The 16,482-nt window shown below is 71.1% G+C and carries 17 protein-coding genes and 1 pseudogene; 7 read left to right on the top strand and 11 right to left on the bottom strand.

Going from position 1 to position 16,482, the window contains the following annotated elements; all coding sequences use genetic code 11:
• Positions 1 to 290: 290 nt before the first annotated feature.
• Positions 291 to 515: a hypothetical protein gene (locus ACIBQZ_RS02690; protein ID WP_396086697.1), complete on the top strand. Its 225-nt coding sequence runs from the start codon at positions 291 to 293 to the stop codon at positions 513 to 515.
• Positions 516 to 616: 101 nt separating this feature from the next.
• Here ACIBQZ_RS02690 and ACIBQZ_RS02685 read toward each other — a convergent pair whose 3' ends face one another.
• A complete protein-coding gene (locus ACIBQZ_RS02685; RefSeq protein ID WP_396086696.1) occupies positions 617 to 2,860 on the bottom strand; it encodes a galactose oxidase-like domain-containing protein in 2,244 nt (747 codons plus the stop codon).
• A 245-nt stretch (positions 2,861 to 3,105) separates the two neighbouring features.
• On the opposite strand from ACIBQZ_RS02685, the gene ACIBQZ_RS02680 reads away from it, so the two are divergent.
• The 4 genes from ACIBQZ_RS02680 to ACIBQZ_RS02665 are packed head-to-tail and all read left to right on the top strand — an operon-like array spanning position 3,106 to position 5,490.
• The gene (locus ACIBQZ_RS02680) at positions 3,106 to 3,852 is read left to right on the top strand and encodes a hypothetical protein (protein WP_396086695.1); all 747 of its coding nucleotides are present in this window, start codon (positions 3,106 to 3,108) and stop codon (positions 3,850 to 3,852) included.
• Positions 3,853 to 3,854: 2 nt separating this feature from the next.
• The gene (locus ACIBQZ_RS02675; protein ID WP_396086694.1) at positions 3,855 to 4,175 is read left to right on the top strand and encodes a hypothetical protein; all 321 of its coding nucleotides are present in this window, start codon (positions 3,855 to 3,857) and stop codon (positions 4,173 to 4,175) included.
• 14 nt (positions 4,176 to 4,189) lie between these two features.
• The gene (locus ACIBQZ_RS02670) at positions 4,190 to 4,990 is read left to right on the top strand and encodes a hypothetical protein (protein ID WP_396086693.1); all 801 of its coding nucleotides are present in this window, start codon (positions 4,190 to 4,192) and stop codon (positions 4,988 to 4,990) included.
• Between the two features lie 26 nt (positions 4,991 to 5,016).
• Complete coding sequence (locus ACIBQZ_RS02665) at positions 5,017 to 5,490, top strand: hypothetical protein (protein WP_396086692.1); 474 nt, start codon at positions 5,017 to 5,019, stop codon at positions 5,488 to 5,490.
• Here the strand turns inward: ACIBQZ_RS02665 and ACIBQZ_RS02660 are convergent.
• On the bottom strand, positions 5,471 to 6,709 hold the full coding sequence (locus ACIBQZ_RS02660) for an MFS transporter (protein WP_396086691.1): 1,239 nt from the start codon (positions 6,707 to 6,709) through the stop codon (positions 5,471 to 5,473). The two genes, ACIBQZ_RS02665 and ACIBQZ_RS02660, sit on opposite strands and share 20 nt — an antisense overlap.
• On the bottom strand, positions 6,706 to 8,205 hold the full coding sequence (locus tag ACIBQZ_RS02655) for an FAD-dependent oxidoreductase (protein WP_396086690.1): 1,500 nt from the start codon (positions 8,203 to 8,205) through the stop codon (positions 6,706 to 6,708). Before ACIBQZ_RS02655 ends, ACIBQZ_RS02660 begins: the two co-directional genes overlap by 4 nt.
• A gap of 97 nt (positions 8,206 to 8,302) precedes the next feature.
• On the opposite strand from ACIBQZ_RS02655, the pseudogene ACIBQZ_RS02650 reads away from it, so the two are divergent.
• Together ACIBQZ_RS02650 and ACIBQZ_RS02645 are read left to right on the top strand one after the other, a co-directional pair.
• A pseudogene (locus ACIBQZ_RS02650) lies at positions 8,303 to 8,605 on the top strand (ArsR/SmtB family transcription factor); the annotation flags it as partial.
• Positions 8,579 to 8,950, top strand: coding sequence for an ArsR/SmtB family transcription factor (locus ACIBQZ_RS02645; RefSeq protein WP_396086800.1), 372 nt, complete (start codon positions 8,579 to 8,581; stop codon positions 8,948 to 8,950). The pseudogene ACIBQZ_RS02650 and the gene ACIBQZ_RS02645, both read left to right, overlap by 27 nt.
• Positions 8,951 to 8,960: 10 nt before the next feature.
• Here the strand turns inward: ACIBQZ_RS02645 and ACIBQZ_RS02640 are convergent, their stop codons facing one another.
• The 8 genes from ACIBQZ_RS02640 to ACIBQZ_RS02605 form a co-directional block, all read right to left on the bottom strand.
• Entirely contained in the window at positions 8,961 to 9,623 is a 663-nt protein-coding gene (locus ACIBQZ_RS02640; protein ID WP_396086689.1) for an MOSC domain-containing protein, read from the bottom strand.
• On the bottom strand, positions 9,620 to 10,444 hold the full coding sequence (locus tag ACIBQZ_RS02635) for a GNAT family N-acetyltransferase (protein ID WP_396086688.1): 825 nt from the start codon (positions 10,442 to 10,444) through the stop codon (positions 9,620 to 9,622). The genes ACIBQZ_RS02640 and ACIBQZ_RS02635 overlap by 4 nt, the downstream gene beginning before the upstream one ends.
• 36 nt (positions 10,445 to 10,480) lie before the next feature.
• Complete coding sequence (locus ACIBQZ_RS02630) at positions 10,481 to 11,497, bottom strand: LLM class flavin-dependent oxidoreductase (RefSeq protein WP_396086687.1); 1,017 nt, start codon at positions 11,495 to 11,497, stop codon at positions 10,481 to 10,483.
• Entirely contained in the window at positions 11,494 to 12,087 is a 594-nt protein-coding gene (locus ACIBQZ_RS02625; RefSeq protein WP_396086686.1) for a TetR family transcriptional regulator, read from the bottom strand. The genes ACIBQZ_RS02630 and ACIBQZ_RS02625 overlap by 4 nt, the downstream gene beginning before the upstream one ends.
• 63 nt (positions 12,088 to 12,150) lie before the next feature.
• Positions 12,151 to 12,615: a DUF1707 domain-containing protein gene (locus tag ACIBQZ_RS02620; RefSeq protein WP_396086685.1), complete on the bottom strand. Its 465-nt coding sequence runs from the start codon at positions 12,613 to 12,615 to the stop codon at positions 12,151 to 12,153.
• A gap of 72 nt (positions 12,616 to 12,687) precedes the next feature.
• Positions 12,688 to 13,953 (bottom strand): MFS transporter, encoded by a 1,266-nt coding sequence (locus ACIBQZ_RS02615; protein ID WP_396086684.1) that lies wholly within the window; start codon positions 13,951 to 13,953, stop codon positions 12,688 to 12,690.
• A 120-nt stretch (positions 13,954 to 14,073) separates the two neighbouring features.
• Entirely contained in the window at positions 14,074 to 15,012 is a 939-nt protein-coding gene (gene htpX, locus ACIBQZ_RS02610) for a zinc metalloprotease HtpX (protein WP_396086683.1), read from the bottom strand.
• 1,221 nt (positions 15,013 to 16,233) lie between these two features.
• Positions 16,234 to 16,482, bottom strand: a 249-nt coding sequence (locus tag ACIBQZ_RS02605) for a hypothetical protein (protein ID WP_396086682.1), incomplete at its 5' end; no start/stop codon positions are given.

Below are 16,482 nucleotides of genomic sequence, written 5' to 3'. Positions count from 1 at the left end.
CACGGGAACACGCTGAGGCCGCTTCCGGCGTTGCCCCAACTGGACCGGCCGCACCCTTAGCTCCCGGCCCTCAGAAGCTCACGCGCCGGCCGTCGATGTGGCGGTTCCCACCGAGTGACAGCCGGCAGGGGAGGCCAGTAGGTAAGGAAGACGTGGGCCAAGACGTCGGCAAGGCGTACGCCTTGCCGCATCGGGTCAGCATGGTCAACGCCTCGGCAGGGCGTTGACAGCATGCGCTGCATGCCAATGATGATGTTGAAGAGCCACAGCTCATCCGCCAGCCTCGGGTGATGACGACACCCGGCGCTCCCGAGCCCGCTCACTTCAACCTGATCATTCGGAACGCTGGCGAACCAACGTTTGACGAGCAGGTCGCAGTGTTCAAGTCCGTCGGCGGATCATTCGACGGCTTCACCCAGACGTGGTGGGTGCCCCTCGAACGGGTCCTGACTGGCGACCAGCCCGGGATCGATGCGCTTTTCGAAGCCGCGCGTGCGTCAGGAGCCATCGCCTGACGGCGAGCCGCCAGGCATCACGCCATCCTGACTTGAGCACCGCACCCACGGCGAGCGCTGACGCGACTGCGGCCGGTGCGGTTCAAGACGTTCCCCCTAGGTCAGCGGCGGTAGGTGCGCTTCGCGCTGTACACGACGTTTCCGGCGCGGTCGTACGCCCGGAGCCGCATGGTGAACTTCTTGCCGTACTTCTTCGGGTTCAGGACCAGCCGGTAGGCGGCCTTCTTGTCGACGGCGACCACCTTGCCGTCGATCAGCAGCTCGACCCGGTTGACGCCGGATTTGTCCGTGGCGGTGGCCTTGATGGTCACCTTGGTGCTCAGTTTGCTGTTCTTCGGCGGCGCGCTGGTGATCCGCAGGGTCGGCTTCTTGTTGTCGACGACCACTTTCCTGGAGACCACCGTGACGTTGTTCAGAGAGTCGTAGACGCGGACGGTCATCGTCGCCGTACCGTTCTTGGCCGCCGGGTCCCAGCGCAGCGAGGGCTGGCGCTTGCCGTTGATCAGCAGCTCGGTGCCGGTGATCCGGTTGGCGTCACCGGCCTCGACACGGAGACTCTGGCCCGCCTTGATGTAACCAGCGGTGACCGGGAAGCGCACCTTCACGCTCGGGCCGGTGAAGTCGGCGGCAGTGCGGTCCTTCTCGTAGACGGTGACCGTGCCCGCGCCGGACCTCTTGATCGTGACCGACTGCGCCGGAGTCGGCACACCCTTGCTGTCCACACCGGACAGCAGGTACGCGCCGGGCGGCAGCAGGTTCGCGTTGGCCGGCATCGTCGCGGTCACGGTGTTGCCGGACTGGCGGAACGACAGCGGCACGCGACGCTGGTCGGTGTTGTAGGAGTGGGTGACGCTGGCGGCCCGGATCAGCGACAGCGACGACAGCTTGCGGCTGTCGGAGAGGCCGAGCGACACCGTGCCGCCGTAGGTCAGCGAGCCGCTGATGCCGGTGATCTGCGGCCGGTTCGCCCAGCGCACCCGGCCGTCGGTGCCCTTGGTGAACAGGTACGGCGGGTAGTAGATCTCGGCGTTGAAGTTGTCCTCCGGGCCGGGCACCCCGCCGCCCGCGGTCAGCACCGAACCGCTCGGCATCAGCAATGCGGTGGAGTGGTAGCTGCGGATCCGCTTCGCCTTGGCGGCGTTACGCCACTTGCCGGTGACAGGGTTCCAGATCTCGGAGTCGTACGTGGAATTGGCCGCGCCTGACTGGGTGCCGACCCGGGTGCCACCGTTGGAGAGCACCTCGCCGTTGGGCAGGACCGTCAGGTTGAGCCAGTTACGGGCGAGCCGCATCGCGCTGGTCCCGGCGGTTTTCGGGGTGGCGCCGTTGATGTCGACGACGGTGGCCCGGTTGGTGGCGACCTGGCTGCTCCCGTTGTTGTACTGGCCGCCGCCGGCGAACAGCAGCTTGCCGGGCGCGTACATCGCCGAGGAGCCGGAGACGCCGATCGCCACGGGCAGCGTGCCCAGCGAGGTGACCTCGCCCGCACCGGAAGGGTCGAGTTTCCACATCTGGTCGTACGAGACGCCGAAGACCTTGCCGTCCGGCGCGACGTACGCCCGCGGGTACCACCAGCGGTTGTCCCGCGCGCCGAACGCCACCGTGCTGTCCGCGCCGGTCAGCCTGGTCCACGCCGCGGTCCCGTTGCTGATCTCGGGGGTGGTGGCGACGGTCGTGTTGTCGTTCGGCTTCTGGTAGGCGTTGACGTTGTAGGAGTTGCCGCCGCCGAGGGTCAGCATCCGGTCGTCGGGCAGGCGCAGCACCGTGGCGTACCACCGCTGGCGGTTGAGTTGGGCGCCCATCGTCTGTTCGCCGGTGGCCGGGTCGTAGATCATGGTCGCGGTTGTGGAGTTGCCGCCCACCATCAGTAGCCGGCCGTCGGGCAGCCGCTCCAGCGAGTTGCAGAAGGCGTCGTACGAGTGCATGGACGCCGCCTGCCGGTGCGCGCCGGCGCCGACCCCGGTGGCCGGGTTCCAGTCGTCGTAGGAGAAGCCGCCGTGCTTCGCCTCGCCCGGCGGGGTCCCGTAGCTGACCACGTGACCGTTGGGCAGCAGCGCCATGTGGATGCCGATCAGCGGCCAGGCGACCTGCGACGAGTAGACGCCGGTGACATGGGCGGTCGACCCCGGGAGGATCTTGCCGAGGTAGGGGTCGGCGGGCTGTTTCAGGGCGATCCGGCCGGATCCGACCGTTACCTGGGCTGCGCCGGCCAAGGCCGCGAGCGCCTGGTGAGCCGAGTGGTTCTGCTCGACCGACTGCGCGGTGCCCGGCGACAGCGCCGTACTTCCGGCGACCGTGGCCGCCACCGTGGCTCCCGCCATCAACCGGCGACCGAGACCCGACATTCCGCGAACCATTTCTGCTCCTGTCGAGAGTTCCCCACATCGGACGTCGATACGACGCCGGTCGATCGTACGGTCATCGATGTGCGCGACAGCGGGACCCCCCGCTGTCACTGCCGGCGGCGTTGAGATCGGCGGGGCTCCGGCCGGAGGTGGCGTAGGGACAGTGAGGCAGCTCGGGGCAGCGGCCCCCGGTGCTGGTCCGTTACGGTGGGCGTCTTCTTGTCCGGCGAGTTCGGAGTTCTTCTGTGGCAGAGTCAACCGGTGCGGCACCTCCCGGCTTCTTCCCCGAGTTGAGGGACCTGCAGCGGGATGCCGCAGTCCTCGCAGGCAAGTTGCAGGCCGCCGAGACCGCCGCTGCCGAGGCCTCCGGCAGGGACCCCTCCGAGCAGGTGCGCGTCCTCCTCGCCGCCCTCGGCCGGATCGCCTCCGTTGAGGTCGAGCCGCAGTGGCGTTCCCGGATCAGCCCCGGCGAGCTCGGCGCCGCCGTGCTGGCGGCCTATCAGGAGGCCGGCCGACGCCGGGTGGAGACCTGGGCCGCCGAGATCGGCCGGCCCGACACCGGCACCCAGGCGGCGCATGAGCCCCACCCGCAAGTCACCGTTCCAGCGGGTGCGGCCTCACCCGAGTCGATTCGCCGGCTCTGGTACCTGCTTCAGGACGCCACCGACCGGCTGGACGATGTGGTGCGGGATGCCCAGGCGCGCAGCCGGGCAGTGACCAGCGGTCGCGACCCCGGTGGGCACGTCACCGTCTCCCTGACCGGGGGTGAGCTGACCGCTCTGACTCTGGACGAGGAGTGGGCCGCCAAGGCCGACGGCCGCGCAGTCGGCACCGCATTGACCAGGGCCGTCGCCGACGGGTACGCCCTGGTGGACGAGCAGGCCCGTCAGTCCGCCGACCAGTGGCCGTTCCCCGATCTGGACCGGCTCAGCGGCAGCCCCGCCGCCCTGTTGGCGACGCTCGGGCTGTCCGACGATTCTCGACAGGAGTAGGCATGCCACCGACGGATCAGCAGATTCAGGCCGCCGTTCAAGCCCTGCGCAAGGATGCTGACACCTGGGCCGCCGGCAGCGACAAGCTCGTTGATGCGGCTGCCGTCGCCGCCCGGCTTGAGTTGAGTGCCTTGCATTTCTCCTATATCGCTGATCAGCTCGGTCTCACCGAGGTTTATCAGCAGCTGCAGCAGCGGCTTGCCACGCTGCTCAACGAGGGCGCCGCCAACTTCACCGCGTTGTCCGGCGCCTTGCGGGATGCCGCCGACGGTTATGAGCAGGACGAGATCAATGCCGTGCACCGCTTGACGGGTATCTACTGACCGGGGGGACGGATATGGGAGTCGCGCTGCCGCTGTCGGAGGGCGAGTTCAATGATGCGCTGCGCCGGGTCGACGAGGGCATGGACAAGGTTGTTGAGCTGACCAACTCCATCGTGGATGCCTGCAACCGGGTCGGTCAGTGGCTCGGGCCGCTCTGGGATGACGTGGAGGATCTGCTCAACCGGTTTGTCGAGCTGGTCAAGAAGGTGCTCTCGGAGATCGGCAAGTTCTTCACCCGGCCGGGTGTGCCCTGGACGCTGTGGAACCACGGCACCGACTGGGTCAAGGACGTGGGCAATCCCGTCAGTGATCTGATCTCGCAGGCCACCACCGGCCAGACCGACATCGACGAGCGGTGGCAGGGGCCTGCTGCCACCGCGTACCTGGGCACCCTGCCGGACCAGGGCAAGGCGCTGGCGGCGATCGTGGCCGCGACCGCCGACATCGACGACGCCCTCACCAAGGTGGCCGGCGGCATCATCGCGTTCTGGCTCGGGGTGCTGGCGGCGATCGTGCCGTACATCATCGAGCTCACCGGGTGGGGCGCCGCCGCTTCCACCGGGGTCGGTGCGCCGCCCGCGGCGGCCGGGGCCGGTGCGTCCACGTTGAAGGTGCTCGGCATCATCACCGCCGTTGTCACCGCGGCCATCACCTACCTCACCGCGATCTCCAGCCAGTACAAGGACCTGTTGCAGCGGGTCGAGAACAACGACGGCTTCCCCGGCGGGCACTGGCCACGCTCGACCAACGACGTCATCGCCGACGGCAGCCTGACCGGCGACAACACCACCAACTGGCACGTTCGCACGGCGTGACCGTCGGCCCGGCGGTAGGAGATCCCATGACTGACCGTGTCCGCGTACCTGATCCCGCGCTCATGCGGCGCGCCGGCCGGCGCATGACCGTGGCCCTGGTGCTGGTGGTGGTGCTGACCATGTTCTTCACCGTCGGTGGCGGCACGCTGCTGGCGGCCGGTGAGCTCGCCGGGCTGCCGCTGGCGGTCGGCGGCACGGTGCTGCAGATCGCCGCCATCGTCCTCGTCGTCGCCACGCTGCGGATCCGCCGCACGCTGGACGACCGGTCGGTGGCGCGGTCGTCGCTGGCCTCGGCGCACCGGACGACCGGGTGGGTCCGGCGCGTCGTGCTCGGGACGCTGGTCGCGCTCCTCGGGTACGGGGTCGTCCGGCTCGTGCTCGGTGATCCGTGGAGTCTCGCCACGGCGTGCCTCGTCGGCATCGGGCTGTTCTTCCTGGCACGAGGCAGCAAGGCGATGCGGGCGGCCCAGGAGCAGAGCCTCAATCCACAAGCGACCTAGTGACGGGCGCCGTGGCGATCGCGGTGGCGCCCAGCCCGCAGCACACCGCCACCGCCACCAGGACCGGTGTGTAGCTGCCGGTGGACGCGTGCAACCCGGCCGCCGCCAACGGTGCCGTCGCCTTCGCCAGGGTCATCGGCACCACCAGGACGCCCGCGATCGTCGCGTACCGGAGGGTGGTGTAGCGCTCCGCCAGAATGACCGGCTTCGCGATCGTCGCCACGCCGAAACCGATGCCGAGGCCGATGACCGCGCCGATCGCGCCCGCCGTGCGGGCGCCGATGACCGGCAGCAGCAGGGCCGCGACCGCCTGGACCGCGAACACCGCCGCCGTGACCCTGGTCGTGCGGAAGCGGCGTTGCAGGCCCGTGCTCAGCAGGCGGCCCGTGACCGACAGCACGCCGAGCAGCCCGGCGATGCCGGCCGCGAAGGTGGGTGGCTGTCCCCAGGAGATCAGGGCGGCGATCAGGTGCACGCTGAGCGTGCTGACCGCGGCGGTGTGCGCGGTGAAGCCCACCGCGAGCAGCCAGAAACCACCGTCGGCCAGGACCGTCCGGACCGCTCCGGCGCCGCGGCCGGGCCGCGGTGCGGGCGTGATCCGGTACGCGGGCCGGCGCACCAGGATCGCGTGCACCGGAACCGTGACCGCCTGCACCGCGGCCAGCACGAGCACCGCCTCGCGCCACCCGTACGCGTCGACCAGCCAGCCGGTCAGCGGCAGGAAGATGCTGCTGGCGAAGCCCGCGACGACGGTGATCGCGAGCACCGCGCCCGCCCGCCGGTCCGCGGTGAAGAACGCGATGACGACGGCGAACGCGGCCTCGTAGAGGCTGGCCGAGGCCGCGGCGCCGATGCCGATCTGCACCACGTACAGCTGGGTCACGGTGGTGACGTTGGCCAGGGCGACCAGCAGCAGCGCCCCGGCCAGGGAACCCGCGGTCATCAGGACCCGGCCGCCGTGCCGGTCCAGCCATCGGCCGATCGGTACGGCCAGCAGCGCACCGGTCAGCACGCTCGCGGTGAACGCGCCGGTGACCGTGGTCGTCGAGGTGTGCAGGTCGGCGGCGAGCGGGGTGAGCAGCACCGCGAACGCGTAGTAGAGCGTGCCGTACGCGATGGTCTGGGTGACGGCCAGGCCCGCGATCAGTCGCCGCCCCCGGCCGGGGTGCCGGTCCTCGCCGATGAGGTCGGCGGGGACCGGCGGGACCTGGGACGTCACCCGCAGCAGCCGCCCGCGGCCGGCACGGTGACGAGGTTGAGCCGGTCGCCGGCGGCGGTGTCGAGCTCGTCGGCGGCGAGGGCGGCCAGGCTCAGGGCCACCTTCTCGTCGATCCCGAGTTCGGCGGCGGCCGCGCGGGCCGCGGCGGCGACCGTGCCCTCGGTGGCCCGGTGCCGGACAGTCGCGGCGACGAACCGGGCCGGGATCTCGGGGGCCAGGCCGTGCCGGGCCGCGGCGTCGTTGAGCATCGCCTCGTAGCCCAGCGTCGTCGAGCAGACGCCCGTCTCCGGCAGGTCGAGCCGCACGTCGCGGGCGGCGGCCCAGTCGCCGGCCAGCGCCGCCGCGATCGAGCGGACCTGCTCGTAGCCGGTGGCCAGCAGGAACGTCGGCGCCCGGCCGTAGGACTTCATGCCGACGGCGTAGTAGCCCGGCTCCGGCTGGGTCAGCTCGTCGATGCCGTGCGGGCGCACCGTGCCGCAGGAGTGCTCGTTCGGGTCGATCAGCGGCGCCAGGGCCCGGGTGCAGCCGAGCGCCGGATCCAGGTCGAGCCGCAGTTCCTCCGCGATGCCGTGGTCGGGCCGGAAGCCGGTCGCGGCGACCACCCGGTCGGCGGACAGGGTACGGCCGTCGCCGGCGCTCAGCTCGACGCGGCTGCCGGTGTCCCGGACCGCGGTGACCGCGAAGCCGGTGACCAGCGTGATCCGGCCGGAGTCGACGAGCAGCTTGAGGCCGCTGCCCAGGGCGCCGCGGCCGGGCAGCGCGTCGGCGTCGCCGCCACCGATCGCCCGGTCGATGCTGCCGCCGCGGGTGGCCCAGGTGATCGTGGTCCCCGGCTCCTGTTCGGCCAGCTCGGCCAGCGACAGCAGGGTGTTCGCGGCGGAGTGCCCGGCGCCGACGACCACGGTGTGCTTGCCGGCGTACGCGTCCCGGTCGGCGCCGAGGACATCAGGCAGCGCTGATCCGATCCGGGCGGCCGCGGTGTGCTCGCCGTGCGCGGGCAGGCCGTTGGCGCCCAGGACGTTCGGGGTGTGCCAGGTGCCGGAGGCGTCGATGACCGCGGACGCCAGCACGTCCTCGCCGGTGTGCAGGCGCACCACGAAGGGGGCGTGCTCCCGGCCTGCGGTCTTGACCCGGTCGACCCCGACCCGGCCGATCGCGGTGACCCGGGCGTCGTAGCGGATGTGCCCGGCCAGCTGCGGCAGCTTCGCCAGCGGCCGCAGGTACGCCTCAACGAGCTCGCCGCCGGTGGGCAGCACGTCGAGGTCGGGAGTGGTCCAGCCACCGGCGGCCTCGAGCAGGCGGCGGGCGGCGTGGTCGAGGTTGTAGCGCCAGGGTGAGAACAGCCGTACGTGGCCCCAGGCCGCGACGGCCGCACCGGCGGTCGTGCCGGCCTCGAGCACTACGAACGGCAGGCCTCGCTCGTGCAGGTGTGCGGCGGCGGCCAGCCCGACCGGGCCCGCGCCGATCACCGCTACCGGCAGCGTGTTCTCGCTCATCGGTGTCTCTCCTCGGGTAACCGTGATGTCATTTCGATTCTTGTCGAACCGACCGTCCCAGCTTGCCTCGGACTTAGACGAGTGTCAAGCTATTCGGATGACCGTGGATTGTTGCCCGCCGCTGTCGGTGCAGGCGCTCGCGCCGGCGCCCGCCGCCCGGCTGGCGCCGATGTTCAAGGCGCTCAGCGACCCGATCCGGCTGCGGCTGCTCTCGCTGATCGCCTCGACGAGCGAGATCTGCGTCTGCGACCTGACCGACGCGTTCGACGTCACCGGCGCGACGATCTCGCACCACCTGCGCGTGCTGCGGGAGGCCGGGCTGGTCGCCACCGAGCGGCGCGGCACCTGGGTCTACTACCGCATCCGCGAGCAGGTGCTCGACCAGCTGGGCAGCCTGCTGCTGGCGCCGGCCGCCCCGCCCACCGAGACACATCAGGCAGAACTGATATCACCGAATCCTGATGTCGTCCGCCTGCTGGCGGATCCGCTGCGCGCCGAGCTGGTCCGGCTGCTGGCCGACGGCCCGGCCTGCACCTCCCACCTGGTCGCCGACACCGGCGCCAAGCAGCCGAACGTCTCGGGTCACCTCAAGCTGCTGCGCGAGGCCGGCGTCGTGGTGACCGAGCCACGCGGGCGCTTCACGTACTACCGGCTCGTACCGGAGGTCCTCCAGGGCGCTGCCCTGCACCTCGCCGATCTGGCCGCACACGCGCGCGCCCACGCCGCCGACTTCCGGGACTGCTGACACGCCTCCGTCAGCGGCCGAGCTTGCGGTTGATGTCGGCGCGCAGGCCCTCCGGCAGGCCGTCCAGCTCCAGATACTCGCGGAGCCGGGCCGCGTCGTGCAGCCACGCGTGGAAGCTCTCCGCGATCGTCACGCCGTGCGCCGGCCGGTCCAGGATCTCCACCCGGTCACCGGCCCGGACGTTGCCGGGCCGCACCACCCGCAGGTACGCGCCCGGCCGCCGCTCGGCGCCGAACCGCTTCACCCAGCGGGGTTCGCCCATCTTCCACTGGAACGTCGCACACGGGATGCGCCCGAAGGTGGTCTGCAGCACCAGTTCGTCGCCGACGCGCCAGGTCTCGCCGAGGATCGCGCCGTTGACATCGAGGCCCGCGGTGGTCAGGTTCTCGCCGAACAGCCCGCCCGCCAGCTCCCGGCCGAGCTCCCGCTCCCACCAGTCGTAGTCCTCCCGGGCGTACGCGTAGACCGCCTGGTCGTCGCCGCCGTGGTGGTCGATGTCGAAGATCTGGTCGCCGACCAGGCCGCTGTGCAGGCCGGTCCGCTTCGGGCCCGGGGCGCGCACCGCGACCGGGTGGTCGACCGGCTGCTTGTTGATGCCGGTCCGGCCCACCCTCTTGGCGTTGCTCAGCTCCGGGACGGCCAGGTTGACCTGCAGGACGGTGGCTGTGCTCATGCGGCGAACTCCACGGTGCGACGGTCCTCGATCGGGGTGTAGCCGAGACGCTGGTACAGGGCGTTGCTGGTCGGGTTGCTGCGATCCGTGAAGAGGACCACGTCGGTGGCGCCCGCGTCCAGCGCCGCCCGGGTGACCGCCGCCGTGGCCGCGCCCCCGTAGCCCCGGGCACGGTGCTCGCGCGGGGTGTAGACCGCGGTCACCCGGACCATCCCGTCCAGCGGGCGGGTGACCCCGGCCATCGAGACCGGCCGCCCGGCGTCCTCCCACAGCAGCAGACCCCCGTACGACAGCGTGTCGTCGATGCCCTCCGCGGTGCGGTGCGGCTGGTCACCCAGGTCCCGCTGGAAGGTGGTCATCCAGTCCACGAGCAGGTCGCGGTCCGCGGGCCCGGCGACCCGTCCGGCGCCCGGCGGCGGTGGCTCCGCCGGGGTCAGCTCGGCCAGCCGGTACAGCCGCTGGCGGTCGGCGACCCGCGGGGTGGCGCCGGTGAGCCGGTGCCACTCGGCGGCGAAGGCCTCCGTGGCGGGTTCCGGGCCGCCGACGCTCGGCAGGTCGGTGTCGGCGAGGCTGCCGGCCAGGGCCGTGGCGGCGTCCGCGGGCATCCCGGAGAGCACGGCACCGCGCGGCGGCGTGCGGACGAAGACGCCGTCGTCGCACCAGCCGAAGACCGGGGTGCCGGCGCCGTACGTGTGCGGGCCGCGGAGCCGTACCGTGTCCGCGATCGTCAGCAGCAGCGTGTGCTCGACCGGCCGGGCGCGCAGGAAATCGCCCGCACCGGCCAGGAACTCCTCGACGTCTTCCGTGATGCGCCAGGCCATCCCGTCATCCTCGGCGGTGCCGGCCGGCGGCGCATCCTAATTCGGCAGGCCCCAGGCCTTCGCGATCCGGGCCAGCGAGTCGCGCCGGGCGGCCGGGTCGTACACCGTGCCGGCCAGGATCAGCTCGTTGGCGCCGGTGCGCTCGACCAGCTGGTCCAGGTTCTCCGCCACCTCGTCGGCGGTGCCCGCGTACTGGGTGCCGGGGAGCTGGCCCAGCAGGCTGCGGTCCAGATCGGACAGCTCGCGGGTGGCCGCCTGCTCGGGCGAGACGATCGGGCCGAGCCGGCCGGTGCGCAGGCTCAGCGCCATGATCCGGCTCGGGCCGGCCAGGAACTGTGCCTCCTCGTGCGTCTCGGCGGCGATCACCGAGGCGCTGACCATCAGGTGCGGCTCGGGGAAGCGCGGGGACGGCTGGAACCCGGACCGGTAGATCCGCGCCGCGGTGTCCACATCGGAACTCATCGCGAAGTGGTACGCGTAGCAGAACGGCAACCCCAGCGCCGCCGCCACCTGGGCCCCGTACGTCGACGAGCCCAGCATCCACACCTCGGGGTAGGTCCGCGGCGCCGGCGTCGCCCGCAGCCGCTCGATCCGGTCGGCCGCGACCCGGTCGTCACCGAGCAGGGCCAGCACCATGCCGAGATGGTCGGGGAACTGCTCGACGGTCAGGTGCGGCGACACCCCGCGCAGCGCGGTCGCGGTGGCCTGGTCGGTGCCCGGCGCGCGGCCGATGCCGAGGTCGATCCGGTTCGGGTGCAGGGCCTCCAGCAGCGCGAACTGCTCGGCCACCACGAACGGCATGTGGTTGGGCAGCATGACGCCGCCGGAGCCGACCCGGATCCGCCGGGTGTTCGCGGCGAGGTGGGCGATCAGCACCGGCGGCGAGGTGGACGCGACAGCCGGCATGTTGTGGTGCTCGGCGACCCAGAAGCGGGAGTAGCCGAGGTCGTCGGCGGCCTGGGCGATCTCGGTCGTCCCGCGCAGGGCGTCGGCGCTGTCGTGTCCCTCGCGCACGGTGGCGAGGTCGAGCACGGACAGGGGTACGCGACTCATGAGGTGATCCGTTCCGGAGATGATGGCGTGACGAAGGCGAAGCCGGTGCGGATCAGCTCGTGCAGGCCGGCGACGCCGGACTCGGCGGCCCAGTGCGGGCAGGAGGTGTTCAGCACCGTACGGGCGGCGTTGATGGTCAGGTCGAGCCGCAGCTCGTCGAGGTCGGCCCGGTCGGCGGCCCACTCCCGCACCGCCTCCCAGAACTGGTCGGCCAGCTCACGGGAGCAGCCCGCCAGCTCGGGTGAGGCCAGCCGGACCCGGCGTTGCAGCACCATCCGGTCGGCGGCGGCCGCGGTGTAGCCGAGCAGCACCTCCCGCAGCGACACCCAGAGCGGCTCGCCGGCCGGGCGTTCGGCCAGCAGGGCGGCCCAGAGCGCGGGATCGTCGGGGTCGGGGTCGAAGACCACCGCCTCCTTGCCCGCGAAATAGTTGAAGAAGGTGCGCCGGGAGATGCCGGCGGCGGCCACGATGTCGTCGACCGACACGGCGTCGAAGCCCCGCTCGGTCATCAACCGCAGCGCGGCGGCGTGCACAAGACGCCAGGTCTCGCGCTTCTTACGGGCCCGGACCGGGCTGGACAGCAGCACCACGTCTCGACCGTACGCCGGTTGCACTTGGTGCAACTTGCACTCGGTGCATGAACTGCGCCACAGTCAGCGCCGGCGCTGCTGCCCCCGGATCACCTGCACGCCGACCGTGGCGGCGCCGAGCGCGGCACCGGGCACGAGCAGCCAGATCGGCCACGGATAGACGTCACCCGCGACGGTGACCGAGACCAGGAACCAGACCATCAGGTTGACGGCCATCAGCGAGCCCCACACCGTCCAGAGGACCATCAGGGCCAACGGCATCTTGCGGGCGGCGCGGCGGGCCTCGGCCTCGCGGCGGGCGGTGACCTCGGCGGCGCTCAGCCCCGGCTTGGGCAGGTCGGCCACCAGCACCAGCAGCTCGGCGTAGGTGCGGGCCGCGTACGCCTGGCGCACCCGGTCGTCGTATTCGCTCAGCGAGAGGCGGCCCTCGTCGAGAGCCGCCTTGATCCGGTCGGCGATCTGGTGCCGGTCGGCGTCGGCCGCGCGCAGCGTCTCGGCATCGGGGCGCGGCACCACGTCCTTGGGCATGGGATCAGGCTAATCCAGCCACCCGATCCGCTCCAGACCCGGACGTGTCGGCCGTCCGACCCCGCCTCGCGCTCAGTGCACCGTGGCCATGGCCTGCTGCAGGCGTTCCGCCGCCCGGCGGTCGGCCCGGGCCATCGGCCCGGACGGCACCGCGGCCACCGTCGAGGCCAGGCCCAGCACCACCGCCGCGAACACGAACGCCCACGGCAACCCGCCGGGCTGGTCCACAATGACCCCGGCCACCGCACCACCGGCGGCGCTGCCCGCGACGGACACGGTCACGATCCAGGTGTACGCCTCGTTCAGCATCCCCGCCGGGGCGATCCGCCCGACCAGGTTGGTCTCCACCGTCAGCGCCGGCGCGATGGTGGCGCCGCCGACGACCAGGGCGATGCCCAGCGCCAGCGGATTCGGCATGACGGCCAGCACCAGGAAGCTCGCCGCGACAGCGCTGAGCAGCCAGGCGAACTGCCGGTGCAGCGCCATCGCGGGCCGCCGGGTGCCGAACCAGATGCCACCGATCGCGCTGCCCACACCCCAGACCCCGAGCAGAACACCACCGAGGCCGTCGCCGCCACCGTGCTGCCCGGCATAGGCCGGCACGATGACGCCGGCGGCACCGAAGCCGATGCCGAGCGCGGCGACGCAGACCAGCAGGGCCGGGAAGCCGCCCACCTTCAGCGGGCCCAGCCCACGGGTGGTGACGGCGTCCACGTGCCGCACCCAGTGCCGCATGATCGGCAGCGACGCGATCCACAACGTGCCGAAGAACGTCGCCACGGCCGAGGCGACCAGCGCGGCCGCCGGATCCCCGATGATCACGATGAGGGCCGCGACCAGCATCGGCCCCAGCACGAAGACCAGCTCGAACAGCGAGGTCTCGGCGGCCATCGCGGCCTCCCGCAGCCCGTGCCGGCCGCTGCCCACGGCGGTGGCCTCGGTCCAGGCCCGGCGGATCGCGGCGGTCAGCGGCGGATAGGTCGCACCGGCGAGCGCGGACGCCACGAAGATGCCCGGCAGCGCGGCCTCGCCACCCCGGCTCACCAGCAACAGGCCGACGAGCGCCAGCGGGTGCAGCACCGCGGTGGCCCACAGCACGGGCGACGGGCCGATCCGGTCGGCGAGCCGCCCGGCAACGGGGCTGATCGCGGCGCCGGCCAGCGCGTACAGGCCGCCGGCGAGGCCCGCGGCCGCATACCGGCCGGTGCTCTGCTGGACCAGCAGCAGCAGGGCGAGCGGGGTCATGCCGATGCCCAGCCGGGCGAGAATGCCGACGATCAGGAGGACCCGGCCACCCGGCATCTGCCACACGCCAAGGTACTGACGCAGTGCGGTCATCGGGGTCCACCTCCTGCGGTGCCGGGGCGCCCAACGTAACCGTCAACCGGCGCGTAACACACGCGAAATAGAGCCCATGTCACAGACGTCACCCCGCCTCCCGGAGGAGACGGGGTGAACTCAGCGCTGGAACTGCACCGGCCCGGTGCCGGTGACCGCGGCCAGCTGGTGCAGCCGCTTCACCCGCTCGGCCATCGGCGGGTGCGTCGAGAAGAGCGCCGCGAGCCCACCGGACCGCAACGGGTTGGCGATCATCAGATGCGCCGAGCCGGCAAGTTGGCCGTCGGCCGGCAGCGGCAGCCGCTGCGCGCCGTACTGGATCTTCTCCAGCGCACTGGCCAGCGCCAGCGGATCCCGGGTCAGCCTCGCACCGGAGGCATCGGCCTGGAACTCCCGGTTCCGGCTGATCGCCAGCTGGATCACCGACGCGGCCAGCGGACCGAGAATCAGCATGAGCAGCAACGAAGCGGGATTCGGCCCGTCCTCATCATCCGACCCACCCAGCGGCAGGAAGATCGCCAGCTGGGCGACCATCGTGATGATGCCGGCCAGCGCGGCGGCAACACTGGAGATCAGAATGTCGCGGTTGTAGACGTGCGAAAGCTCATGCCCGATGACACCGCGAAGCTCCCGCCGATCCAGCAACCGGGTGATCCCGACGGTGACCGCGACGGCGGCGTGCTCCGGGTTGCGGCCGGTCGCGAAGGCGTTCGGCTGCAGGGCCGGGCTGACGTAAAGACGCGGCATCGGCTGCCCGGCCTCGGTCGCCAGCTCACGCACGATCTGGTACAGCGCGGGAAACTCGGCCTCGGAGACCGGGCGGGCCCGCATGGACCGCAGGGCGATCTTGTCGGAGAAGAAGTAACTGCCGGCATTGAGCGCCAGCGAGAGAACGACGGCAAAGACCAGCCCGCCGCTGCCGCCGAGCCAGTAACCGGCGGCGAGAATCATGGCGGTGAGCAAGCCCAGCAGAGCGGCCGTCTTGAGACCGTTGTGATGGCTGTGCACGATGTACTCCTTCAGCGATGGGGCCGCTCGGGCCCACGTCTGATGGAACATCGGGTAGGTGTGGATTCATCCAACGGTGGCTGTGAGTTCGCTGTTGGTGACTTCCTTGTCGTGCCTGGTTGCATGGTGCTGACCGTCGCTCCCGCCGAACGCAGGGTGGTTGCATTTTTCGTCTTGGTTGCGCTGGTTGCAGGGTGGGCTTGTCGCGCTGGGGTGCGGAGCCGGCCACGGCGTCACATCATCCGCCGGAGCACCTAGCAAGGCGCTCACAAACTCACACCGCTGCTTTCCACCAACCTGCAGCGCCCCACCAACTCCCAGGTGATCGGCAGTACCGCCACCGAGCAGAGCCGGCGCGACCTCGGCCGAGCGGCCCCACACGCAACGCCCAGCCACGCCCGCCGCGCCCCGCCGCCCAGCGCTCTACCTCACCTGGCCTGGCCAACCCGCACCCGCCACACCCCGTCTCGCCCGGCTGGATCTTGTCGCGCTAGGGCGCGGAGGAGTCTTTTGCATGGCTGGTGTGATGATCGATCGCCATCCCCCGGGCGGGCGACACGCTTCTGCCGCGCCGAAACGGCCGCGCCAAGCATTGCCGGAGGCCAGCCCACCGCCGAACCCACAGCACCGGCCCACATATTGAGCAGGACTCTCACATCACGGAACTCCTAACGGAACAAAGAGCATAAAAGTCACGAAGCGAGCAGTGGATTGTCGATCTTGTGGACTTAAGGTTCGCTCGACTTTCGCCATTTCTGGATCACGGTCCCCCGGTGATCCAGCCCGTTGCCGGGTTCGTCCGGTATGCGGAATGGTGGTAGTGGAGGTTGAGGGGTTCATTTCAGGAGGAAAGGGGCACGAGTAGTGGACCTTGTAACGGTGGGGTGCGGCTAAAACGTTCTAGCTCATCAAGATCTGCGGGAAAGCTGCCGCTGAGGCTGCGACGGCACTGAATGGTGAAAGTCGACCGCCCCTGCTTTCCAAGATCTGTGAGGCGGTCGGCTGCTGCCCCTCGGTGCGAGCGCCATATGGGTGATGTCAGACATCGTCGGCCACTGCGGGTGCCCGAGAGCTGGTTGCGGGCTGTCGTCGTTACCCCAAGAAGGACGCTCAGCTCAGCCGGCCCTTGAAGTGAATCTTGCATCGCGCCGGTCGACCCGAGGTCTCGAAATCCTCGGCGAGAACTTCGAGACGCTGCCCGACCTCCGCGGACGCCGAAAGTCAAGGCGCTTAAGGGCTCCGCCACATGGCGAAAGTCGAGAGGTTCGGAGCTCACACCACATCAACAAGAACGAAATCTTGCGCGTCGGCGGCGGTCGGCGCGCGGCCCACGTCACTCCGGCGGGCTATTGCCATCGCCCGATACACCAACCACGCAAAAGATTCGGAGAGCGAACCGCAGCGCGACAAGATCCAGCGGCACGCGGCACGCGGCACGCGGCACGCGGCACGCGGCACGCGGCACGCGGCACGCGGCACGCGGCACGCGGCACGCGGCACGCGGCACGCGGCACGCGGCAC

This window comes from Actinoplanes sp. NPDC049599 (assembly GCF_044465625.1).
In the GTDB taxonomy this organism is placed as follows: Bacteria; Actinomycetota; Actinomycetes; order Mycobacteriales; family Micromonosporaceae; genus Actinoplanes.
The sequence above is the reverse complement of the archived record's forward strand: the minus strand, read 5'-3'. Positions and strand labels throughout refer to the sequence as shown.